We start from the raw sequence: 22,583 nt of genomic DNA on the forward strand, positions 1-22,583 counted from the left end.
GCGCTACTCCCCTGACGCGAGATCGATCGGCTGCCAAGAGATTTCGGATCGCGCCGGGCCGGTTGGCACCGACCCCGGCTTCACGCCGCGACGGTCGAGCGCATCCCACAGTCCGGCCAGGGCGGTGTCGGGATCGAGTTCGAACTCCGACTCACGCACGCGCCAGAACTCCCAACCGCACCGTCGTAGCTCACGTTCGCGTTCCATGTCCGAACGTGCCTGCGCACCGGTGGTGATGAACTCGTCGCCGTCACATTCCACCGCCATCCGACCGTCGGCGCCGGTGACCACCAGATCCATACATCGGTTGTTCACCACCACCTTCGGCGTCACGTGGTACCCACGACGGGACAGGATGTTGAACACCTTCTGCTCGAAGAGGCTCTCGAACGGTTCGACCCGCCGGTCGTCCGGGATGTCGACGGGCATCGGATCGATCGCGGGGCCCTGGTTCGCCTCGAGGTAATCGAGCAGCGATCTGCGCAGGTCGCCCTCGCCGAGGTCGTCGAGCGCGATGGAGTGGAACAACCACATCTGGTCCATCGCGCGCGACGCCGCGACGTTGATGCGACGTTGGGATTCGGCCCGGGTCAGCGCCGCGATGGCGCCGGGATCGGAGACCACCATCGACAGGAAGATCACGCGTCGTTCATCGCCCTGGAAATCCGGGGGCGTCCCCACCCGGATCCGTCGGCGACGCCACTGCGCATCGTCCACTCGCTCACGCAGCAACCGGGTGATCATCTCGGCCTGCCGGGTGCCCTGCAGCGCGATGACGCCGAAATCCATTCCGTCGTAGGCACTGTCGGCGAGGCACTCGACGAGTACCTCCACAAGCGCAGCGGCCTCGGCCTCATTCACCAGCGTGTTGCCCTGCCCGGACGCGGTGCCGTCGACGAGTTGGGTCCGCAGCGGGTCGAGTCGGTCGGCGCCGTGCTGGCGGACCGGGATCAGCGGTGCGTCGGAGTAGAACTGTGCCGAGGAGTACCCGATGATCTCCGGCATCGAGCGGAAGTGTTCGCGCAGCCGGATGACATGCCCGAATCGGCTGCGCAGCAAGGAGAACAGACTCGACCGTGGGGTCAGCCCGTCACGCAGGTAGTGGGGCAGGTCGGGCAGGTGGGAGTCGAGGCCGGCGAAGGCGTCGTCGAGGGTGGTGCCCGACAGGCCGGTGGGCGCACACTGGCGATCGTCGCCGACGACGATCACCCGGGGTGCAAGCCACAGCAGGTAGGCGCTCGTGACATCGGTTTGGCTGGCCTCGTCGACGATGACGACGTCGAAGGAATTCTGTTGTGCCGGGAACATTTCCACGACCTCGGCCAGTGGCATCACCCACGCCGGCACGGCGGCGGCGGCCTCGGTCATCGCTTCCCGGGCCGCGGCCCGGAAGCGGTGTGCGTGTTTCCCCGATCCCTTGCCCAGGTTGATCATGTGGTCCCGGTAGGACTGCAGCGCCTGGATCTGTGCGACCGTCACCCGCGACAGGCACGCCCGCCAGGCGCGGGCTGCGGCCAACTGGGTGGTGAGCTGCGCCAGATCGGCCTCGGACTCGTCGAGCGCTGCCGACCACCGCCGTTCGCCGTCGGGGTCGCTGCGCTGTTCCGCCCACGTCCGCGCCCGACGCCAGTCCCATGCGCGACGCACCTCACGCAGGCGCCCGTCCCACGCGGGATCGTCGGCGGACTCGGCCAGCATGACCGCGAATTCCGGTGCCTTGCTGCGTAATCGAAGGATCAGCAGGTCCAGGGCCGACTGGTCCTCCCATTGCGTCCGGGCCGCCACCACGGCCCGTCGCGCGGCCTGGATGGCATCGGCGTCCGCACTCGCGAGTGCCGCGATGAGCGCATCCCCCTCCGCGGACGGCCCGCGTTCGAGTTCGGGGGCCAGCGCGTAGACGTGGTCACCGAGTTCCTTCTCGGCCAGCAGGGCGTCGTTGGCCGCCGCGATGGCACCGGCGTCGTGGGCCACGGCCACCGCCTCGGCGACACTGCGCGGTCGGGGCCCGCCGGGGCTGATCGCCTCGAGTTCGCGCACCAGCGCGTCGCGTTCGGACAACAGCGTCGAGATCCACCCGAGGCGCTCGTCGAGTCCGACCAGCCGATTCAGTTGTGATGACCGACTTCCGGAGACGTCGACCGAAACGTGCAGATCGGCGAGCACCCGCTGCGCGTGGTACACCGCGTCGAACACGGCGAGGTGATCGGCGACGGCCTGCAACGACCGTTCGTCGGTGGGTACGCGACCGTCGACGGTGGCCGCGACCCCGGACTCCTCGACGGCCCGCTGTGCCTCCGATCGCCGCATGCGGCCACGCCAGCGGCCCCCGCCACGCAGGAAAGCGGCTGCGGCGGCGAATAACTCGCCATCCCCGGGGCGTGCACCGTCGACCGAGACCGCCTGCGCGCCGAGGTCACGATCTCGGCGCGCTGCGTCGGCGATGACCGGCGACAGGGTGGTGACACGCGACCACAGATGGGTGGCCTCACCGGCGAGCAGGCGGTCGGCCATGTCGACCATGGCCGGCGGAAAGGCCGCCACCTCGGTCGCGGCCACGCCGAGCCGATCGCAGATCTCCTTGAGCCGCATCAATCGGGCGCTGTCGACACCGGACAGGATCGACATCAACGAGCCGGTACCGACCATGGGTTCGGTGGGGCGATGCGCGATACGCGCGCAGATCTGATCCATCCGGGCCGGATCGGGCAGAAAGTCGTCGAGGTCGACGAAGCGCTGGGCCTGCCGGGAAGGCTGATTCCTGGTGGTGCGCAACAACTCCAGCACCCGGGTGAACTCGGCGGGTTCCAGCGGCGGCAGTGCCCCCTCGACGGGTCCCGGCAGCCAGTCGTATCGCGCCGCGTGGGCGTTGCAGTCACGGACCACCTGCGCGGCGGTGCCCCGATAGTCGCCGGCCACCCATTCGTGGATCTCGGTCTCGGCGCGGCGCAGCTCCCAGAGTCCGCGTAACGCACGTTCCCGGCGGGCCATGGCCTGCTCCCGGCGCGCGGTCAGGTCATCGATCTCGGCGGTGCCGACGCCTTCGACGTAGGTTGCCTTGCGTTCGGCGATCTCCTCGACACCCGAGACCATCGATTCGAAGCGGTCGCGGGTGATGTCGGCGGTGGACACCGTCAGGGCCTGCAACTCGAGCGGCAGGATGTCGCGGAGGACGGCCAGCGCTCCGGGCTTCTCGCTGGTCACCAGGACGCGCTGTCCCTTGGCCAATAGCGCCGACACGACGTTGGCGATGGTCTGGGTCTTCCCGGTGCCCGGTGGCCCTTCGACGACGACACCGCTGTCGACACCGAGTTGGGCGAAGACGTCGCGCTGTTCGACGTTGGCGGGCAGCGGGAAGAGCGCATCGCCGACGAGATCCTCGGCGGGCATCGCGCCCGACGCTGCCAGCGCAGCCAGCCGCTCGTCGGATTCGATCGGCGCCACCAGTTGGGCCAGCCCGATGGGGATGTCCTCCTCAGCCGTATCGCGCAGTCGGGTGAGAATCGTCTCGTAGAAGTCGAGCAGCGCGTCGGGACTGCGTCGCCGGCACACCAGCGCTCCGACGAACTCCACCTCGACCGACACGGCCGCGTCGGTCCGTACACGCGAAACCCAATCGTGCAGGAGATCGTCGGCCTTCGGATGGAGCGGGCTGGGCAACGACTCGATCTTCGCGCGCACCTTCGCGGTGTTCTCGAAGTCGATGCCCTCGACCGATGACAAGAGTCGGGCGTCGTGCAGGGTCGGGACCGATCCCGCCGCCACCGCGACGCGGATCGTGCCCCGATCGGGGTCCCGCTCGGCCACCACCGGCTGCGTCAGCAGGTACTCGCGGATCGTGGGGGTGCCGGCCGCATCCGCCGAATCCGGCGACGACACGGTCAGCAGGCCGGCGGCCAGCACGAGTTCCCGGGACTGGGGCGACTCGGTGAGGTCGTCGACCATCGCCGACAGACTGTCGTATCCGACGTGATCGAGCCCGAGTTCGACGACGAGCTGACCGGCCGCCGCACCGGACCGAATCGCTATCGGGGTGCCAGGCCCCACCGGCAGGACCGCCGGGTGCTCGCCGACGTCGCGCACGTCATGACCGCGGGAGGCCAGCAGGTCACGGAAGAAACCGAGCAGGCCGAAGACCTGATCGCGGCGATGCGCGCGGTGCTCCTCCTCGGTCATGAGCGTGGTGTCCTCCTGCGCAGATCGTCCAACCGGCCGATGACCGGGCGAGTCTGGCCGTCGGTCACCTCCGGTCGGGTCTGACCCATCACGCTATCAAGCCGCCGCCGGGGCGGCAGGACGCCGATTACGATCCGGGGTTGCTGCGCAGCGCCCGATAGCCGCCGTCGATGTAGTGGACATTGGTGTAGCCGAGGTCGGCGATCTGTTCGGCGATGCGAGGCGCCTGTGACGAGACCGACACCACGTTGATCTCGGTGTCGGGGTGACCGATCACCGGGAAGGTGCCCGACGGCGTGGGCGCGAGGCGCTCGCGGACATCGGTCGGCTCGACGACGACCGCTCCGGGCAGGCTCCCCTGATGCCGCACGACCTGCGGGCGCGCGTCGAGAACCACGGCATCGCCGCGGCGGGTGTGGGACATGGCTTCGGCTGCCGAGATGGGATCCACCACTGACACTGGGGACTCACTCCTGATGTTGCTGAGATGTTGTACGACGGGGGCGCGAACACGGTCGCCCGCGATCCCCCCGACAAAGGTTACGGAAAAATCTCGAAACGCCCAACATCGCCTCAACCCGGACACGCCGGAGCCACCGGTCGCGGATCGCCGGGTCAGTGAGTCAGTTCCGCGGCCGTCCGGCGACGTGGCGCGAACCCCGCTTACCCCAGCCGTCCCCACGGGAGTTGTGACCGTCGCGCCCACGCTGCCCCTGACCCGTGCGTTTGTTGCCGCCCCGACCACGCGGGGGGCCCATGTCCTTGCGCAGATCGATCGGGTTCTTGCCGATCCGGGTGTTGCGCAGCAACTCCAGCGTCTCGCGATCGAGGTTGTCGGGCAGTTCCACCAGCGAGAAATCGTCGCGGATGCTGATGTTGCCGAAATCACCCCGGGTGAGTCCGCCCTCGTTCGCGATCGCGCCGACGATCGCGCCGGGCGACACCTTGTGTTTGCGGCCCACCGCGATGCGGTAGGTGGCAAATCCGCCGCCGCTTTTGCGTGGGGCGCGTTCGCGGCGTTCGGGCCGCTCTCCCGCGGGCGGGTCGGGTGCCATCAGAAAGCCGCCGTCGCGGGTCTCGAGCGCCAGCGCGGCGGCGATGTCGGCCATCGCCACGTCCTTGTCACGCGCGTAGTCCTCGACGAGTTTGCGGAACATGTCGAGGTTGTCCGAACCGAGGTTCTCGGTGATCGAGTCGGCGAAGCGAGCCACCCGCTGGGCGTTGACATCCTCGACCGACGGCAATCCGATCTCGGTGAGCGGTTGCCGGGTGGCCCGCTCGATCGCCCGCAGCAGGTGACGCTCCCGCGGCGAGACGAACAGCAACGCGTTGCCCGATCGGCCGGCGCGTCCGGTGCGGCCGATGCGGTGCACATAGGACTCGGTGTCGTGCGGGATGTCGTAGTTGACGACGTGGGAGATGCGCTCGACGTCGAGTCCGCGGGCGGCCACGTCGGTGGCGACCAGGATGTCGATCGTGCCGTCCTTGAGCTGATTGATGGTCCGCTCACGCTGCGCCTGCACCATGTCGCCGTTGATCGCCACGGCCGAGAAACCACGTGCGCGCAATTTCTCGGCGAGTTCCTCGGTGCCCGATTTTGTGCGGACGAAGACGATCATCGCGTCGAAGGACTCGACCTCGAGGAAACGGGTCAGCGCGTCGAGTTTGCGCTGATGGGACACCTGCAGGTAGCGCTGGGTGATGTTCTGCGCCGTCGCCGTCTTGGCCTTGACGGTGATCTCCTGCGGATCGTGCAGGTACCGCTGGGCCAGCCGGCGGATGGCGCTGGGCATGGTGGCCGAGAAGAGCGCCACCTGCTTGTCGTCGGGGGTCTCGGCCAAGATGCGTTCGACGTCCTCGGCGAAGCCCATGGTGAGCATCTCGTCGGCCTCGTCGAGCACCAGGTACTCGAGTTGGGAGATGTCGAGGGTGCCCTTGTCGAGGTGATCGATGACACGGCCGGGGGTGCCGACGATCACCTGCGCGCCGCGCTTGAGCCCGGCGAGTTGCACGCCGTAGCTCTGGCCGCCGTAGATCGGCAGCACGCGGACGTCGGGCATGTGCGCCGAGTACTTGCCGAATGCCTCGGCGACCTGCAACGCGAGTTCGCGCGTCGGCGCCAGGACGAGTGCCTGGGGACGGCGCAGCGCCGGATCGATCCGCGAGAGGATCGGGATGGCGAATGCGGCCGTCTTGCCGGTGCCGGTCTGCGCGAGTCCGACGACGTCGCGGCCGGACATCAGCGGTGGAATGGTGGCCGCCTGAATCGGCGACGGGGTCTCATAGCCGACCTCGGCGATCGCGCTGCGAACGCGGTCGTCGATGTCGAGGTCGTCGAAGCTCATCGACGGCGAATCGGTGTCGGGCTGATCGGTCATTGTCTGCGTGTCCCGTTCATCGAGATAACTGTAATGCGCGCGACGGCCAGAGTCCTTATCTGCGGCGGTTTGGCCGTGGTGACATCGGTTTCTCCGACGTCGCGACGGTCGATCCGCACTGTGATCGGCGCCACCGGGTTGCTGATACCCTAGGTGCCACTTACCACTACGCAGCGGCCATGTGACTCGCACCGTCTGCCCGAAATGCCCGTATTCGATCACCCATATTCGACCACACCGTATTCACCCAGGAGCGTCATGCAGGAATACACCACCCCGTCCGACCTCGCCATCGACGACAAGGCCACGACGGTCGACGCGATCTTGCGCTACCGCGAACAGCGGCCCACCATGCCGCTGTTCAAGAAGCGCGCGTCCGGAACGTGGATCACGGTGACGGCCAAGCACTTCGCCGACGAGGTCGATGCCGTCGCGAAGGGACTCATCGCCTCGGGCGTGCAGGCCGGTGATCGGGTCGCGATCCTGTCGTCGACGCGCTACGAGTGGACGGTCCTGGACTACGCGATCTGGCGCGCGGGCGCGGTCACCGTCGCGATCTACGAGACCTCGGCCACCGATCAGGTCCAATACATCGTCGAGAACTCCGGCACCACCCTTCTGATCATCGAATCCGAGGCGCAGTTCACCAAGCATCAGGAGGTCATCCTCTCCCCCGATCCGCTGCGCGAGACCCTGGTGATCGACCGCCACGGACTGGCCGAGCTGAGCAAGCGGGGCGAAAAGCTCGGGGACGAGGTACTCGACGAGCGACACGCGAACCAGCTCTCCTCCGACGCCGCCACCCTGATCTACACCTCGGGCACCACCGGCCGGCCCAAGGGCGTCGTACTCACCCACGCCAACTTCCTGGCCGAGTGCGCCGCCACCCGCGACGCGGTGGGCGCCGGACTGGTCGAGGGCCGCTCCACCCTGCTGTTCCTGCCGCTGGCCCACGTCTTCGCACGCGTCGTGGCCGTCGGGTGTGTCGAGAACGGCGTGATCCTCGGCCACACCAACGACATCCCGAATCTGATCAACGACCTCGCGGTCTTCAAGCCCAACTACATCCTGTCGGTGCCGCGGGTGTTCGAGAAGGTCTTCAACTCGGCCAAGCAGAAGGCCTACGACGGCGGCAAGGGCGCCATCTTCGATCGGGCCACCGACACCGCCATCGCCTACAGCAAGGCCACCGAGAACGGTTCGGCCGGATTGATGTTGTCGTTGCAGCACAAGCTGTTCGACGTGCTGGTGTACAAGAAGTTGCGCGCCGCGCTGGGCGGCAACTGCGAGGGCGCCATCTCCGGCGGGGCCCCCCTCGGCGCCCGGCTCGGACATTTCTTCCGCGGCGTCGGCATCCCGGTGTACGAGGGTTATGGGCTCTCGGAGACGACCGCCGCGGTGACCGCCAACAACGAGGACCACCAGAAGGTCGGTTCGGTCGGACGGCCGGTGCCCGGCGTCAGCGTCGCCATCGCCGAGGACGGCGAGGTGCTGCTCAAGGGTCCGGTGGTGTTCACCGGCTACTGGCACAACGCCCAGGCCACCGCGGACGCGATCCGAGACGGCTGGTTTCACACCGGCGACATCGGACATCTCGACGACGGGTTCTTGTTCATCACCGGCCGCAAGAAGGAGATCATCGTCACCGCCGGCGGCAAGAACGTCTCCCCCGCCCAGCTCGAGGACGCGATCCGCGCCCATCCGCTGGTCAGCCAGTGCCTCGTGGTCGGCGACAATATGCCGTTCATCGGCGCACTCATCACCATCGACACGGAGGCGGCCCCGGGGTGGCTCGAGCGCCACCACCTGCCCGCCGACACTCCGATGACCGACCTCATCAAGAACGAGGCGCTGCGCGCCGAGATCGACGCGGCCGTCGCGGAGGCGAATTCGAAGGTGTCCAAGGCCGAGGCCATCAAGAAGTTCGACATCCTCGAGTCCGATTTCACCATCGAATCCGGCGAGCTCACGCCGACGATGAAGCTCAAGCGCAACGTCATCAGCGACACCTACAAGCAGGCGATCGCTGACCTGTACACCTGATCAACGGTCACCTGCGTCTTTCGATGGCGGGGTGAGACTCCTGTTACTCAAGTGACAAATGTGACGATTGGGACTCGACGGCGCGTCGTGGCCCTGGGGGCGACGGCCCGGCCATAGTCTCTGGGCGATGAACCGGGACCTCGCCATCGACGTGACGCGCGGCCTGGCGATCTGGAGCATGATCACCGCCCACTTCGCCGACGGCGCCAAGATCGCCATGCCTACCCATGCCTTCCCCTACGTGGACGGCATGAGTGTGTTCGTCCTGGTGTCCGGGTTCATCCTCGGGCTGGTCCATCACGGCTGGATCGACGCACACGGCATGCGGTACGCCTTCGGCAAGCTCGCCGCCCGCCTCGCGGTCCTCTACGTCTGCCAGCTCACCATTGCATTGGTGGCGGTGGCCGCGGGGATGGCCGGCTACTTCCGGCTCACCTGGCTGCTGCCGGTGGACGGGTGGGCCGAGGGTATCTGGGCCTCGGTCACGATGGCGTACCTGCCGAGCGGCGGGAACATCCTGCTGATGTACATGGTCTTGATGGCCTCGGCCTTCGCCATCCTGCCGATGCTGGCGCGCGGGTGGTGGGCGGCGGTCGTCGCCGCGTCGATCGGACTGTACATACTCGCCCAGACCAATCCGCCGGACTGGTTCTATCTCACCGCCGACATGACCGCGCCCCGGATCCAGAACTGGGCGGCCTGGCAGGTTCTGTTCGTGCCCGCCCTTGCGATCGGGTGGAATTGGCGGCGGTGGCACCTCGCGACCAGGATCGAACGGCACCTGCCACTGCTGGTCCTGGTGGCCGCCATTGTGGCCGCGGCAATGGGTTTCCTGGTGATCGACGGCCCCCTCGCCGCCTTCGAGCCGGCGCTGGGCGACAAGCTCGACCTGGGCGTGGCGCGAGTCGTCGGCGCCTGGGTCGTCGTCCCTGTCGTCTATGGCGTCTTCCGTGTCTTCCTCGCCCAGTGGCATCGCGACTGGCTGCGACCGTTGATGTTGTCGGGTGCCCGGAGTCTGGACTCTTATGTCATCCAGTCGTTGGGCCTGGTCGTCGTGCCGATCATGATCCTGGATCGGCCGTGGTCGACGTGGTCGATGACGGCGATCGCCGTCGGAGTGTTCGGAGCATGCTGGGCGTGGGCGGAGTTCCGGCGTGCCTGCCACGTCGACAAGCTGCATCATCTGCCGGCGATTCTCGCGGCGCCGATCACCGCGGCCATCGCGCGGAGGATGCCCGCACCGGCCGTGCGGCCCGTCGGTGTCGCCTCCGCCACACACTCGTCGGTTCGCCGCTCGGTCTCCGCCGGATCACCGTCATGAGCGGCAATCGCGACGAGGTGATCGCCACCGCCGGTGACATGACGACCGCCGTCCACGCCGGCAACGACACCCGAGGCGCCGCGATCCGCACACCGATCACCATGGCCAACTCCTATCACCTGCCCCCGAATCCGGAGGCGGTCGACTGGTCGGGCACCGATGACCTGCTCTACACCCGCAACTCGGGCGCCAATCAGCTTGCCCTGCAACGAAAACTGGCGGTCCTCGACCACGGCGAGGACGCCGTGGCCCTCGCCTCGGGTGTCGCGGCGCTGCATGCGGCATTCTTCACCTTCGTCGCCGCCGGCGACCACGTCGTGGTGTCCGACACCACCTACGAGGCGACGTGGAAGCTGTGGACCGAACTGCTCCCCCGCAAGTACGGGATCGAGGCGAGCTTCGTCGACATCACCGATCTCGACGCGGTGGCCGCGGCGATGCGGCCGCAGACCCGGATGGTGATCACCGAGGCCATCGCCAATCCGACGACCAAGGTCGCCGACATCTCCGCCCTCGCAACGCTCACCCATGACGCCGGCGCCGTCCTGCTGGTCGATTCGACCTTCACCCCACCGCCGCTGTATCGCCCGCTCGACGACGGCGCCGACCTGGTGGTGCATTCGTTGACCAAGTACATCAACGGGCACGGAGATGCCATGGGCGGAGCCGTGATCGGCGATGCCGAGCGCATCGGGCAGATCAAATGCGAGGCGATGGTCGATGTCGGCGGGGTCATCTCCCCGTTCAACGCCTGGCTCATCGAGCGCGGCTCGATCACGTTGCCGCTACGGCTCGGCCAGCATCAGCGCACCGCCGAGCGCGTCGCCGCGGTCCTCGCGGGTGATCCCCGGGTGGCCTTCGTCGCCTACCCCGGCCTCACGTCGCACCCGCAGCACGAGCTCGCCGCACGCCAGTTCGGTGGCCGCGGATTCGGCGCGATGATGGCGTTCGCGGTCGACGGCGATCCGGCCACCCAGAACCGCTTCGTCTCCCACCTCCGGGTGATCACCTCGGCGGTCTCCCTGGGCCACGACGAGTCGCTCATCGTTCACGTCGGCACCGACGGCCCACGGGTGGCCGCCTATCCGGAGCCGTTCCGCACGTTCGGACATCTGCGGTTCTCGGTCGGACTCGAGGACGCCGACGATCTGATCGCCGATCTCATCGGCGCCCTCGACGCCACCTTCGGGTGAGCGCGCGCGTCAGTGGGTGACAGGTCAGTGGGTGACCCAGGCGCGGGCGATGTCCAGACGCTGCCATCCCCCGGTCGGCCCGGACTTGTCCAGCGGATATCCTGCCGGAAGTGCGGTGCGGGCCAGGATGTTTCGGAGCTGGGAGGCACTCAGCCCGGGATGTGCGGCACGAATGAGGTTCTCCGCCCCGGTCGGCACGGTGAGCGCGGATGCGGTGTCACCGGTCGGCAGGAACGAGTAGCTCGCCCGCTGCCGGTAGTCGGCCAGCGCCGTCGCCGTCGGCTCCCACGGCTGTTGACAGGCCGCGACGGAGCCGATCGGTGCGCCCACCCGGGCCTGCAGCACGCCACGCAGTTCGGTGCGGGCGGCGGCGAACAGGGCGGCGAATCCGGGATCGCCGAGCAGTTCTGAGGCGGTGGCCTGGGCCAGCATCCGGCCACCCATCACGTCGAGCGGGTAGTGCACGCCGAGGACGATGCGGTGATAGCCGTACTCCGCGCCGCGGGCCAGGATCTGCGGACCGATCTCCGGCAGCATCGAGGCGATCAGGAATGCCTGGGTGTACCCCCAAGTAGTGTGTCCGGACGGATACGAGCCGCTGCCCTTGACCGCGGCGTACAGGTCCGGGCGACCGTCGCCGTATCGTCGAATGAGTTGGGGCGCAACCTCGAACGGGCGTGGATACTGGAAGTACTTCTTCTCCTTGGTGGTGCTGATGCGTTCCCCGGCGATCGACTCCTCGCCCAGGAGCAGTTCGGAGGTCTTGGGCAACTGTCCGGCCCGCAGCGCCGCCGAGAAGGCCGGCGCCAGCTGCGATCCGAGGGCGTTGAATATGGCCGGACCCTCGATCGCGTAGTTGTCGTCGACGGCATACCGCGCGGTCGCGGGCGAGGCGGTGGTGTTGACGGCCACCGTCTCCGCGAGGTTCTGTTGCCGGACCAGCGGCGACGTGCGCGAGAACCCGTCGAGGATGGCGATGTGATTGGCCGGTGCCGCGGTGGTGAACGGGTCGGACTTCTGTGCCGCGGTGAATCCCGTCGACGCCGGTACGGCCGTCGAGGTGAACGTACATGCCGGAGCGGCGGCGGCCGGGGCGTGCGTCGCCACCGTCGGCGCCATCAATGCCACCGCCGCCACCGCCGCAGCCATGATCTTTGTCCACTTCGGACGCACCATGATTCCTCCGATCGACCCGTCGTACCGCTGTCGCACTCACCTCACGAAGCGCGATGGATCACTCGGCATCAGGCGGTCGCACACGAGGTGAACACTGGGTGACCATTGCCTCCGAAAACGACATTCCGCCCAGAATGCCGGCCGGCGGATCAGCGTGTCTCGAACAGGATTCCGCGGCCGATCGCCTCGCGGATCACCGGGATGGCCGCCTGCGCCAGCGCGTCGGCGTCGACGTCGTGGACGCCGGCGAGCAGATCGATCAGCGTGCCGAGGGGGACCTGCCCGCGGCATCCGGCCAACAGTGCACGGGACACCTCGTCGACGCCGAGAACGGCGCCGGGCCCGCCGGGTCGCCGCACCGATGACCCGATCTCCTGCCAGCCGCCGTCGCCGGGTAGTGACTGCGATTCGAGGAAGACCGGCGCGGTCCGCAACCGCGCAGCCAGCAGATGCGCGTCGTCGTGTCCGAGTAGGTAATCGCGCCGGTCGAGGAAGGCGCGTGCCTCCTCGCCGGTCACCTCCTCACCCGCCCCGGTGATCTCCTCGATGGTGTGGTCCGGAATGCGACGGCCGTTGCGGCGCACGGTGATCACACCCATCCCGATCCCGGTGATCTGCTCCTCGGCGAACCAGTCCAGCCAGTCCGACCCGCGGCGGGCGATCTGCTCCGGGTCTTCGCCGGCATCGGAGAGCCACAGCGAGATGTAACTGATCGGATCGGCGAGTTCGCGTTGCACCACCCAGGCGTCGAGTCCGGTTCCGTCAAGCCAGCCCACGATCCGGTCGCGCCAGTCCTCGCCGTCACGCACGATCCAGTTGGCGAGCAGCTGCGCCGTGCCACCGTCGGTCAGATGATCCGGGAGTTGCCGAATTATGTTGGCGCACATCATATCTCCGGCCATCCCCGAATCCCGGTAGATGTAGTCCTGCCCACCGGCCCCGACGACGAACGGCGGGTTGGACACGACCAGGTCGAACCGCTCGTCGGCCACCGGCTCGAAGAGGCTGCCGGCTCGCAGGTCCCAATCCATTCCGTTGATCCGCGCGGTCGCCGCGGCCAGGGCGAGCGCCCGCGGGTTGGTGTCGGTGGCCACGATCGACTCGCAGTGCGCGTCCAGATGCAGTGCCTGGATCCCGCACCCGGTGCCGAGATCGAGCGCACTCTCGACCGGGTCACGGATCACCGCGCGCACCAACGAGATCGACGCACCACCGATCCCCAGAACGTGGTCGTGGGCCACGGGACCGGACCGCACGGCCGCGTCCTGGTCGGATACGACCAGGTAGTCCCGGACGTCATCGGCGTGCGGCCGGATATCCAGGACCGCACGCAGGCGGCCGTCGGCAACTCGCTCGATTACGCCCGCGTCGATGAGGACGTCGACGCCGGTCGTCGGAAATGCCTGCGTGACGGCGGTTTCCGGCTCATCCGAGCCCAGGAGAAACACTCGGACCAGAGTGGCGAGCGACGGAGAAGCAGTATCGGCGCCGGTGGCGCGGAGCGCGGGCCACCAGACCCCGCGACCCAATGCCTCATTCGCCTCTACGCCCAGTAACTCCGACACCCCGTCGGCGGTGTACCCCGCAGCGCACAGGTCGGAACCCAAGGAATCGACGACGGATGTCGACTGCAGCGGAAGATCGCTCATCAGCCGACCCGCCGGTACTTCTTGTGCATTGCCTGCTTGGACACACCGAGCACCACGCCGATCTCCGCCCAGGACAGACCCGCCGTCCGAGCCCGCCGGACCGCGACCTCCTCGTCACGTGCGAGCTGCCGGCGACGGTCGGCAACCTCAGCCAACGCCGACACCGGATTGTCGGGGTCGCCGGAGTCCCCGGTGCCGATTCCTGTGTGCATGCCCCCATCGTGCACGTCGCAGCCATCATCGTCAACCAACGTTGACGTTCGGTGTTACCGGATGTGATGGTGATCCTGCTCACGATCCTTTCGTTCAGGCAAGGTTATGCTAACTTTTCCTCAGATTCTGACCGTCGTGAGGTTGCGTGGCGACGGTGTCGTGGTGCGCGTGGACGGCTCGTCCGTGTCCTCCCAGCGCACCGGGGAGGCTGAGGAGTGCAGGTGGCAGTGGTGGGTTCGATGCGGGGTCAGCGGTCGGGGCGGGGCAAGACGTGGTTTGTCCGGGTGTCCGCGGTTGCCACGTTGACGGCGTTCTCGGCCAGCGCTTTCACGTCGAACGGGTCGGCCGCCGTCCTGAGCCCGGCCCTCGCCCCGGTCCCGACACCGGTCGCCAAGCAGACCGCACCGCCGAGGACGCCGGCCACCAAGCCGGCCGAGACCTTCCAGGAGCGCATCGACCGGATCGCGGCGAGCCCGCGGTCGCTGCTGCGGCCGCTGGATGAGAACCGCGGTCAGGCCACCGTGTGCGTGAGCGGCGAGTTCACCACGATGTCGGTGGTCTACGATTCCCTCTTCGAGTCACTTCTCCCCTCGTTGCCGCCGCAGTTGCGGGCCAACGCCTACGCCGCTCGCGATGCCGCACATCGGGATATGAAGCGGCTCAACGTCTCCACCCTGGCCATCTCCGACAACCCGATGGCACTCGGCGCCGACACCGACGATCCATCGCTGAAGTACCGCGGACCGATCTCGCAGTGGATGGTCATGCAGCTGTTGAAGATCAAGGACGGCCAGGAGGGTGAGGCCATTCCGGTCGGCAACATCACTCTCGCGCAGGCGGTCGAGACGGCGTGGCTGTACCTGTTCGCGACGGTGATCGCGCCGACGAAGTTCGCGCTGCAGTTGACGCCGTTCCTGGGCAGTCCCCTCGAAGGCACGTCGCTCGCGAGCTTCCAGGGCTACTTGACCTACAACACGATCCTGCAGATCGCGGTCCAGGGTGGGGCGCTCGGTGCGCAGTACACCTATCAGGCCATCTCGAACATGGTGATGAACCAGTGCGTGGCTCGGGTGACCGAGGACCAGCGAGCCGAGGCGGGCCGCCCGAGCGAGGACGTCACCTACGACATCGACATTCCCGCGGTTATTCGAAGCGTGGCCAATCAGCTCTCGCTGGCCGACAACGAGACCTGTGACGCCGTGGGTAACGTCCCGCTGAGCCGCATCGTGACCCGCACCCGCGACTACGTGCAGAGCACCGCGACCACCGACGCGCAGAGGACGCAGGTCGCACGCGAAACCGATGCGATCCTGGCGCGGATGAAGACAACTCGGATTCCGCACAATCTGATTCCTGCCGATCCCGCGGATTTCACGCAGCTCGAGGGCGCCGCCTCGCTGTTGGGCAGCCTGATCCCGTACGTCGGCGGTGCGCCGCTCGACATCGTCATCGGCCTCAAGCACAACCTCGATCAGGGGGACAACCCGCTGGAGACGGTTAGCGTCGCCGACCTCACCGTCACCAAGTCGCTCACGGCCGCGTACTACTCGTACTACCTGTCGCTGTACCTGTTCACCACGGTCGGCGGTCTCGCCGAAGGTGAGATCTTCGGCAGTCCGACCGTCGGTTTCCTCTCCCCGACTCGTGCCATCGGTGCCGTCGCCGCACTTCCCCTCACCTATGGACTTGTCAACTTCCACAACGTGATTCGCTCGATGTGCTTCACCGAAGACGACACCACCGGCACGGGGCGTGGCGCGCAGCTCAACCGCGACAACGCCACCCTTCCGTCGGCGAGCACGACGACGCCGACCGCCCCTCCGCGCGCGGGCTCCCGTGCGAGCACGCCGTCGAGTACTCGGCCGTCGGGCACGCCGAACCGCGGCGCGGCGTCGACCACGACCACCCGGCAGCCGATACCCGGTCTGCCGATTCAAATTCCGGGAATCGGCTAATCACACCCTGAACCGGCCGCGGTTGCGGCCTCACCCTCAGAAGGGTGGTGGTGCGCCGTCGTCGGACACGACGGGGTATCGCTTCTCGCGTCGTTTCGGGCGTGGCGGGGTAAGTGGGGCGACACCGTCGGCGATGCGGGCGCGGTTGCGTTCGCGTTCGCGGCGTCGCCGATCGTACTTGGCGGCGAGCCGATCCCGGATACGGTGCCGCGTCGCCACGCGTCGCCGACGTCCATCGTCCTCCCTGATTTGCGACATCGGATTATCCATGTGTTAACGTGCATCACGTGGCAAGGGTGAAGGTGACCTCGTTCGTCGACGACCTCGATGGCAAACCCCTCGGTGTCGACGATGCACGCAGTGTGATGTGGTCCTGGGCGGGCGTCGTCTACCGGCTCGATACCTCGAAGGTGAACCTCGCGAAGATCGAGGACGGGTCCCGCTCGCCAAACTGCTCGCCGTCTCCACCCGCGTCGGGGGTCGACGTCACCCCACCGCGACACGCATCGATCCGCCCACCCGACGCCAATCCACCACGCCGGACCCGGCGCAGGTCCGGGAGTGGGCCACTGCGAACGGATACTCCGTCTCCGCCCGGGGTCGCCTACCTCGCAACGTCGTCGACGCGTACGACGCGGCGCACTGAGACCAACGCCGAGGTTCCTCGCCATAGGGGTCACCGACCGAGGTGAATGCTGGTGCGCGAGGGGGGACTTGAACCCCCACGTCCGTAGACACTGGAACCTAAATCCAGCGCGTCTGCCAATTCCGCCACTCGCGCGTGCTGCGAGCACAGCCTACCGTCTGCACTTCCCGCGAACCGCATCAGCCCGAGCGTCGGCGTCACCGTTGACGCAGATCACCCCGACCGCCCGGCAGAGCATCGGCGCAGGCCAGGTACCGTCGTGGGTATGTCTACGCAGTCCGGCCGTCGTCGTCACCGCCCCGCACTCCTGGTGCTCGCGGTCGCCGCGGCAATCGCCTGCCTGGGTTTGGCCTGGTGGCAGTGGGACACCTACGAGTCCGGCGGTGGCACTGAACAGAATCTCGGATACGCGCTGCAGTGGCCGGCCTTCGGGTTCGCCTTCGTCTGGGCGTACCGCCGCTTCGTGGTCCTCGAGAGCGATCCGGACGAGGCGCGCAAGATTGCCGAGAACAAGGCCGCGACCGAGATCCCCGAGGGCATCCTGCCCGAGCGTCCGACGATCCCCAGTGCGTCGACCCTGCAGCGCGACCGGGCCGACGACGACGATCCGTCGCTGCGCGAGTACAACCAATACCTGGCCGAACTCAACGCCGCCGACCACGCCCACGCCGCCCTGCGCGAGACCGTGCCGCCGGCCGATACCGACACATCCGAGAAGTGAGGATCCCATTTCAGTGAGCGACAAATCCGCGACCGACGTCGCACCAGCGGCCGCACCGATCGAGAAGGTCAAGGGAGCGCTCCTGCGGTACCGCATTCTCGCCTGGATCACCGGTCTGTGGTTGCTGCTACTCGTCGCAGAACTGATCCTCAAGTACGGATTCGACGTCGCCGCCCTCGACTTCGTCCCGATCGTGCACGGGTGGGTGTACTTCGTCTACCTCATCCTGGCGGTGGACCTGGCCATCAAGGTGCGCTGGCCGCTGGGCAAGATCCTGGTGACCGCCATCGCCGGCACCATCCCGTTCCTGTCCTTCTACGTCGAACACATCCGGACCAAGGAAGTGAAGGCGCAGTACGGGATAGGCGGCGAGACGCTGTAGAGATCAGTCGGCGGCCAGGCCTCGTAGCGCGGGAACCAACTGCGCCAACGCCTTTCCGCGATGGCTCAGTGAATCCTTCTCCTGCGCAGAGAGTTCCGCCGACGATCGGCCGGCCGCGACGGCGTCGTCGGGGATGAACAGCGGGTCGTAACCGAAGCCGTTGGCGCCCCTCGGGACACGCAGGATCGTGCCACGCCACTCCCCTCGCACCACGGTTTCGGAACCGTCGGGCGCGACGAGTGCACACGCGGAGACGAACGCGGCACCGCGACGCTCGTCGGGCACGTCACCGATCTGATTCAGCAGCAGGTCGTTGTTGGCGGCATCGTCGCCGTGGCGGCCGCTCCACCGCGCCGACAGCACCCCGGGCATCCCGTTGAGCGCATCCACCGACAGCCCCGAATCGTCGGCGAGACAGACCAGGCCGGTGGCCCGCGCCCCGGCACGTGCCTTGATCAGCGCGTTCTCCTCGAACGTGGCGCCCGTCTCGGGTTCTTCGGGGTAGTCGGGCACCGAGTCGAGTCCGATCACCTCGAGTCCTACGATCCCCGCCGCGTCGACGACCCGCTGCAGTTCGGCAAGCTTCTTGGCGTTGCGGCTCGCCAGCAGAATCCGATTGGCCATCAGGCCGGAAGCTCGCCCGGGTACGGCTGCTCCAGCGCGATCCGCTGGGCCTCGAACAGTTTGGCCGTGCCCACCTCGGCGATGTCGAGCAGCTTCTCGAGGGTGGCACGCGGGAAGGTCGCACCCTCACCGGTCCCCTGCACCTCGACCAGCGTGCCGGCGTCGGTGGCGACCACATTCATGTCGACCTCTGCGCGGGAATCCTCCTCGTAGGGAAGGTCCAGACGCACCCGGCCGTCGACGACGCCGACGCTGACCGCGGCGATCATGCACGACAGTGGCTGCGGATCGCTGAGTTGGCCTGCCGCACCGAGCCAGGTGACCGCGTCGGCGAGGGCCACGTAGGCGCCGGTGATCGCCGCGGTGCGGGTACCGCCGTCGGCCTGCAGGACGTCGCAATCGAGGGCGATGGTGTTCTCCCCCAACGCGGCCAGGTCGATGCAGGCCCGCAGGGAACGTCCGATGAGCCGGCTGATCTCGTGTGTGCGGCCACCGATCTTGCCCTTGACCGATTCCCGACGAGACCGTTCGTGGGTGGCCGCGGGCAGCATCGAATACTCCGCGGTGAGCCACCCCAGTCCCGACCCGCGCCGCCACGGCGGCACGCCGACGGTGACGCTCGCGGTGCACATCACCCGGGTCTCGCCGAATTCCACGAGCACCGATCCAGCCGGATGGCTGGTGAATCCGCGGGTGATGGTGATCGGTCGGAGTTCGTCGTCGGCCCTGCCGTCAGCGCGTGTGGTCACCTCACCAACTGTAGACATCGCCGCAGACACCGACGACGCCCCCCACGCGCCGGCTCAGAAGTGGAAGATCTGGCCCTGCCGCACCAGCTCGACCGGTCCCGAGAACGTGCTCCGGGCCTCGGCGAGAATGGTTTCGGCGTCACACCACGGCGCGACGTGGGTGATCGCGAGCGTCTTCACATTGGCCTTCGTCGCGGCCTCTCCCGCCTCGATACCCGACAGGTGCAGGTGTTCGGGACGGGTGGCCGGGTCATGGGTCCACGACGCCTCGCACAGGAACAGGTCCGCGTCCGCGGCGACGTCGATCAGTTCGTCGCACGGGCCGGTGTCACCGCTGAAGGCCACCACATGCCCGTCCGGTCCGGTGATCCGCATCCCATAGGTCTCCGGCGGGTGATCAACCGCGAGCGCCTGAATACGCAGGCCACCGAGGGTGATCTCCATCCCGTCGCTCCACTCGTGCACGTCGAAGGTGTCGCTGATGTCGTCGATCTCGCCCGGATATTCCGAGGACGCCGCACCGATGCGCGTCGCAACACCCGACGGGCCGTACAGCGGCGCCTTCTCCGGTGCGGGACCGGGTGGGGCGTAGCGACGCCACACCAGCATCGCGGGTAGATCGAGACAATGGTCGGCGTGCATGTGGCTGAGCACCACCGCGATGTTGTCGGGATCGGCCACCCTCATGAGTTCACCGATCACCCCGGGCCCGCAGTCGACAAGCACCGGCTGCTCACCCGGCGCGGCAAACAGGTACCCCGAGCAGGCCGCCCCCGGCCCGCCCACACTTCCCGAGCACCCGAGGACCGTGAGACGCATGTTCCTACCATGCCATGCGCGCATGGCATGGTGATCAGGTATCGGGCACAAGTCGGTTGCGGGCCGGCGAATCGGTGTCGACATTCCTCAGATGCGAGCCACCGCCCCGATGGTGGGACCGAGGAAACGGCTGGACAACTTGGCGAACGACGCGGGGTCACCGGTCGCCTGGAAGACCCGCTCGGCCTCGCGATCGGAATGCGGGTGCAGCATGTCACCCTCGGTCAGAACCCGGAACAGGTCCTTGGCCGTCTCCTCCGCACTCGACACCAGCGTGACCTCGTCACCCATCGCCAACTGAATCACGCCGGACAACAGCGGATAGTGCGTACACCCCAGGACGACGGTGTCGACGTCGGCCTCCTGCAGCGGTTCCAGATATCCCTGGGCCAGACCGAGGATCTGTCGCCCACTGGTGATGCCGCGTTCGACGAAGTCGACGAATCTCGGGCAGGCGACCGCGGTGATCTGCGCGTCGCGGGCCGCGGCGAAGGAATCCTGGTACGCACGCGAGGCGATCGTGGCCTCGGTGCCGATCACCCCGATCCGCCCGGTCTTGGTGGCCACCACCGCACGCCGCACCGCCGGCAGCACGACCTCTACCACCGGGATCGGGGCATAGCGTTCCCGGGCGTCACGCAGGCATGCCGCCGACGCAGTGTTGCACGCGATGACGATGGCCTTGACGCCGCGCTCGGCGAGGTCGTCGCCGATCGCGAGAGCGTGTTTGCGGATCTGCGGAATGGTCAGCGGACCGTACGGGCCGTTGGCGGTGTCGCCGATATAGACGATGTCCTCGTCGGGCAGCAGATCGATGATCGCGCGGGCGACGGTGAGCCCGCCGACGCCGGAATCGAAGATGCCGATCGGAGCATCGGGCGTCGATGATGATGATGCGGTTATGACGTCACCCCCGGAGTGGTCCCGGCACCACGATTCGGGCGTCGACGGTCACGGTCGGCGAGGTACCAGGCGGCCACCACGCCGCCGATGGCCCCGAAGAGATGGCCCTGCCAGGACACCCCGAATGTGCCGGGGAACACTCCCCACAGCACCGAGCCGTACACGAGGAAGAGACCGACACCCAGCAACACCTGCCAGAAGTCCCGGTTGAACAGGCCGCGCACGAGCAGGAAGGTCAGCCAGCCGAAGATGATCCCCGACGCGCCGACGGTGATCGTGTAGGGCGGCGCGATCAGCCACACCCCGAGCCCCGAGATCACCCACACGATGGCCGTCACGATCAGGAACCGCCGAGTCATCAGCACCAGGAAGCCGAGCACGATACCCGGAATGAGGTTGGCCCACAGGTGTTCCCAATCGGCGTGCAGGAACGGGGCCCACAGGATGCCGTCGAGACCGTCGATCTGCCGCGGCTCGATACCCGCATCATCGAGTTGGTAGCGGGTGGCCGCGTCGATGGCCTCGATGATCACCAGCAGGGCCACGATGGCCGCCATGACGATGGCCGATCGCTGCCACAGCGGTCGGCCGGCGCGTGGGGTCGCGGTCGGCGGTGTGACGGTCATGTCCTCCTCATTCACCGATGGGGGCCGGCCACAGGACTCACGCCCAGAGCTGCCCCTCGAGGGCCTGTTCGGCCTCCTCCAGGCTACCGTCGTACGCCCCGGTCGACAGATACTTCCACCCCGCGTCGGGGACGACGAACCCGATGTCGGCGCGTTCCCCCTTCTTGATGGCCTGCCGTCCGACGCCGCGCGCCGCCTGCAGGATCGCGCCGGTGGAGACGCCCGCGAAGATCCCCTCGGTGTCGATGAGTTCGCGCACCCGCGCCACCGCGTCGACACCCTGCACCGAGAACCGGCGCGTCAGCACCGTGTCGTCGTACAACTCCGGGACGAAGCCCTCGTCGATGTTGCGCAGGCCGTAGACCTCGTCCCCATAGCGGGGTTCGGCGGCCACGATCTGCACGCCCGGCACACGCTCACGCAGATACCGCCCCACCCCCATGAGGGTTCCGGTGGTTCCCAGCCCGGCGACGAAGTGGGTGATCTCGGGCAGATCGACGAACAGTTCCGGACCGGTGCCCTCGTAGTGCGCGAGCCAGTTGGCCTCGTTGCCGTACTGGTAGAGCATCACCCAGTCGTCGTGGTCGGCCGCGAGTTCCTTGGCCACCCGGACCGCGGTGTTCGAACCACCCGCGGCGGGTGAGGAGATGACCTGCGCGCCGTACATCCGCAGCAGTGATCGACGTTCCTCCGAGGTGTTCTCCGGCATCACGCAGATCAGCTGATAGCCCTTGAGCTTCGCTGCCATCGCCAGCGAGATCCCGGTGTTTCCGCTCGTCGGCTCCAAGATCGTCGCGCCCGGCGTCAGAACACCGTCGCGTTCGGCCTGCTCGATCATGCGCAACGCCGGACGGTCCTTGATGGAACCGGTGGGATTGCGGTCCTCGAGTTTGGCCCACAATCGCACATGCGGGCCGTCGTCGGAGTCGTCCCACCGGGGCGAGAGCCGTTGCAGACCGATGAGCGGGGTGTTGCCAACCGAGGCGATCAGCGACTCGTAGCGCGCCACGCC

General features: G+C 67.7%; 20 protein-coding genes, 1 tRNA gene and 1 pseudogene. 8 read left to right on the forward strand and 14 right to left on the reverse strand.

The window, feature by feature from the left end:
• Nucleotides 1–3 precede the first annotated feature (3 nt).
• The 3 genes from ACWETB_RS05345 to ACWETB_RS05355 all read right to left on the reverse strand — a co-directional run bounded on the left by ACWETB_RS05345 (nucleotide 4) and on the right by ACWETB_RS05355 (nucleotide 6,551).
• A complete protein-coding gene (locus ACWETB_RS05345) occupies nucleotides 4–4,173 on the reverse strand; it encodes an AAA domain-containing protein (RefSeq protein ID WP_452209786.1) in 4,170 nt (1,389 codons plus the stop codon).
• Between the two features lie 127 nt (nucleotides 4,174–4,300).
• A complete protein-coding gene (locus ACWETB_RS05350) occupies nucleotides 4,301–4,633 on the reverse strand; it encodes a rhodanese-like domain-containing protein (protein ID WP_348803282.1) in 333 nt (110 codons plus the stop codon).
• A 163-nt stretch (nucleotides 4,634–4,796) separates the two neighbouring features.
• Nucleotides 4,797–6,551: a DEAD/DEAH box helicase gene (locus tag ACWETB_RS05355; RefSeq protein ID WP_449744099.1), complete on the reverse strand. Its 1,755-nt coding sequence runs from the start codon at nucleotides 6,549–6,551 to the stop codon at nucleotides 4,797–4,799.
• A 258-nt stretch (nucleotides 6,552–6,809) separates the two neighbouring features.
• Between ACWETB_RS05355 and ACWETB_RS05360 the strand changes: the two genes are divergently transcribed.
• The 3 genes from ACWETB_RS05360 (at nucleotide 6,810) to ACWETB_RS05370 (ending at nucleotide 11,108) form a co-directional block, all read left to right on the forward strand.
• On the forward strand, nucleotides 6,810–8,594 hold the full coding sequence (locus tag ACWETB_RS05360; RefSeq protein ID WP_449744100.1) for an AMP-dependent synthetase/ligase: 1,785 nt from the start codon (nucleotides 6,810–6,812) through the stop codon (nucleotides 8,592–8,594).
• 127 nt (nucleotides 8,595–8,721) lie between these two features.
• A complete protein-coding gene (gene opgC, locus ACWETB_RS05365) occupies nucleotides 8,722–9,915 on the forward strand; it encodes an OpgC domain-containing protein (protein WP_449744101.1) in 1,194 nt (397 codons plus the stop codon).
• Nucleotides 9,912–11,108, forward strand: a complete 1,197-nt coding sequence (locus ACWETB_RS05370; RefSeq protein WP_452209789.1) for a trans-sulfuration enzyme family protein — start codon at nucleotides 9,912–9,914, stop codon at nucleotides 11,106–11,108. The genes opgC and ACWETB_RS05370 overlap by 4 nt, the downstream gene beginning before the upstream one ends.
• A 24-nt stretch (nucleotides 11,109–11,132) precedes the next feature.
• Here ACWETB_RS05370 and ACWETB_RS05375 read toward each other — a convergent pair whose 3' ends face one another.
• The 3 genes from ACWETB_RS05375 to ACWETB_RS05385 form a co-directional block, all read right to left on the reverse strand.
• Entirely contained in the window at nucleotides 11,133–12,284 is a 1,152-nt protein-coding gene (locus ACWETB_RS05375) for an acid phosphatase (protein WP_449744103.1), read from the reverse strand.
• Between the two features lie 149 nt (nucleotides 12,285–12,433).
• Nucleotides 12,434–13,933 (reverse strand): DUF7782 domain-containing protein, encoded by a 1,500-nt coding sequence (locus ACWETB_RS05380; RefSeq protein WP_452209791.1) that lies wholly within the window; start codon nucleotides 13,931–13,933, stop codon nucleotides 12,434–12,436.
• Nucleotides 13,933–14,145 (reverse strand): hypothetical protein, encoded by a 213-nt coding sequence (locus ACWETB_RS05385; RefSeq protein WP_449744105.1) that lies wholly within the window; start codon nucleotides 14,143–14,145, stop codon nucleotides 13,933–13,935. Before ACWETB_RS05385 ends, ACWETB_RS05380 begins: the two co-directional genes overlap by 1 nt.
• 222 nt (nucleotides 14,146–14,367) lie before the next feature.
• Here ACWETB_RS05385 and ACWETB_RS05390 point away from each other — a divergent pair, with 222 nt between their 5' ends.
• Nucleotides 14,368–16,101 carry a hypothetical protein gene (locus tag ACWETB_RS05390; RefSeq protein ID WP_452209793.1) on the forward strand — a complete coding sequence of 578 codons (1,734 nt, stop codon included), beginning with the start codon at nucleotides 14,368–14,370 and terminating at the stop codon, nucleotides 16,099–16,101.
• A gap of 36 nt (nucleotides 16,102–16,137) precedes the next feature.
• Here the strand turns inward: ACWETB_RS05390 and ACWETB_RS05395 are convergent, their stop codons facing one another.
• On the reverse strand, nucleotides 16,138–16,359 hold the full coding sequence (locus ACWETB_RS05395) for a hypothetical protein (RefSeq protein WP_452209795.1): 222 nt from the start codon (nucleotides 16,357–16,359) through the stop codon (nucleotides 16,138–16,140).
• 44 nt (nucleotides 16,360–16,403) lie between these two features.
• Between ACWETB_RS05395 and ACWETB_RS05400 the strand changes: the two are divergent.
• Nucleotides 16,404–16,475: pseudogene (locus ACWETB_RS05400) on the forward strand (hypothetical protein); the annotation flags it as partial.
• Nucleotides 16,469–16,747, forward strand: coding sequence for an Lsr2 family DNA-binding protein (locus ACWETB_RS05405; protein ID WP_452209797.1), 279 nt, complete (start codon nucleotides 16,469–16,471; stop codon nucleotides 16,745–16,747). The pseudogene ACWETB_RS05400 and the gene ACWETB_RS05405, both read left to right, overlap by 7 nt.
• A gap of 50 nt (nucleotides 16,748–16,797) precedes the next feature.
• Here ACWETB_RS05405 and ACWETB_RS05410 read toward each other — a convergent pair.
• A tRNA-Leu gene (locus ACWETB_RS05410) sits at nucleotides 16,798–16,882 on the reverse strand.
• A 130-nt stretch (nucleotides 16,883–17,012) separates the two neighbouring features.
• Here ACWETB_RS05410 and ACWETB_RS05415 point away from each other — a divergent pair.
• Together ACWETB_RS05415 and ACWETB_RS05420 are read left to right on the forward strand one after the other, a co-directional pair.
• A complete protein-coding gene (locus ACWETB_RS05415; RefSeq protein WP_452209799.1) occupies nucleotides 17,013–17,468 on the forward strand; it encodes a transcriptional regulator in 456 nt (151 codons plus the stop codon).
• Between the two features lie 13 nt (nucleotides 17,469–17,481).
• Nucleotides 17,482–17,850 carry a DUF3817 domain-containing protein gene (locus tag ACWETB_RS05420; RefSeq protein WP_348803265.1) on the forward strand — a complete coding sequence of 123 codons (369 nt, stop codon included), beginning with the start codon at nucleotides 17,482–17,484 and terminating at the stop codon, nucleotides 17,848–17,850.
• A 3-nt stretch (nucleotides 17,851–17,853) separates the two neighbouring features.
• On the opposite strand, the gene rdgB is transcribed toward ACWETB_RS05420, so the two are convergent.
• The 6 genes from rdgB to ACWETB_RS05450 all read right to left on the reverse strand — a co-directional run bounded on the left by rdgB (nucleotide 17,854) and on the right by ACWETB_RS05450 (nucleotide 22,580).
• A complete protein-coding gene (gene rdgB, locus ACWETB_RS05425) occupies nucleotides 17,854–18,474 on the reverse strand; it encodes an RdgB/HAM1 family non-canonical purine NTP pyrophosphatase (protein ID WP_348803264.1) in 621 nt (206 codons plus the stop codon).
• Nucleotides 18,474–19,223 (reverse strand): ribonuclease PH, encoded by a 750-nt coding sequence (gene rph, locus ACWETB_RS05430; RefSeq protein WP_449744109.1) that lies wholly within the window; start codon nucleotides 19,221–19,223, stop codon nucleotides 18,474–18,476. Before rph ends, rdgB begins: the two co-directional genes overlap by 1 nt.
• Before the next feature lie 54 nt (nucleotides 19,224–19,277).
• A complete protein-coding gene (locus tag ACWETB_RS05435) occupies nucleotides 19,278–20,042 on the reverse strand; it encodes a cyclic nucleotide-degrading phosphodiesterase (protein ID WP_449744110.1) in 765 nt (254 codons plus the stop codon).
• Between the two features lie 87 nt (nucleotides 20,043–20,129).
• On the reverse strand, nucleotides 20,130–20,945 hold the full coding sequence (gene murI / locus ACWETB_RS05440) for a glutamate racemase (RefSeq protein WP_452209860.1): 816 nt from the start codon (nucleotides 20,943–20,945) through the stop codon (nucleotides 20,130–20,132).
• The gene (locus tag ACWETB_RS05445) at nucleotides 20,942–21,571 is read right to left on the reverse strand and encodes a rhomboid family intramembrane serine protease (RefSeq protein ID WP_452209802.1); all 630 of its coding nucleotides are present in this window, start codon (nucleotides 21,569–21,571) and stop codon (nucleotides 20,942–20,944) included. Before ACWETB_RS05445 ends, murI begins: the two co-directional genes overlap by 4 nt.
• Before the next feature lie 37 nt (nucleotides 21,572–21,608).
• Nucleotides 21,609–22,580, reverse strand: coding sequence for a PLP-dependent cysteine synthase family protein (locus ACWETB_RS05450; RefSeq protein WP_452209804.1), 972 nt, complete (start codon nucleotides 22,578–22,580; stop codon nucleotides 21,609–21,611).
• Nucleotides 22,581–22,583 lie beyond the last annotated feature (3 nt).

This window comes from Gordonia sp. NPDC003950 (assembly GCF_053605205.1).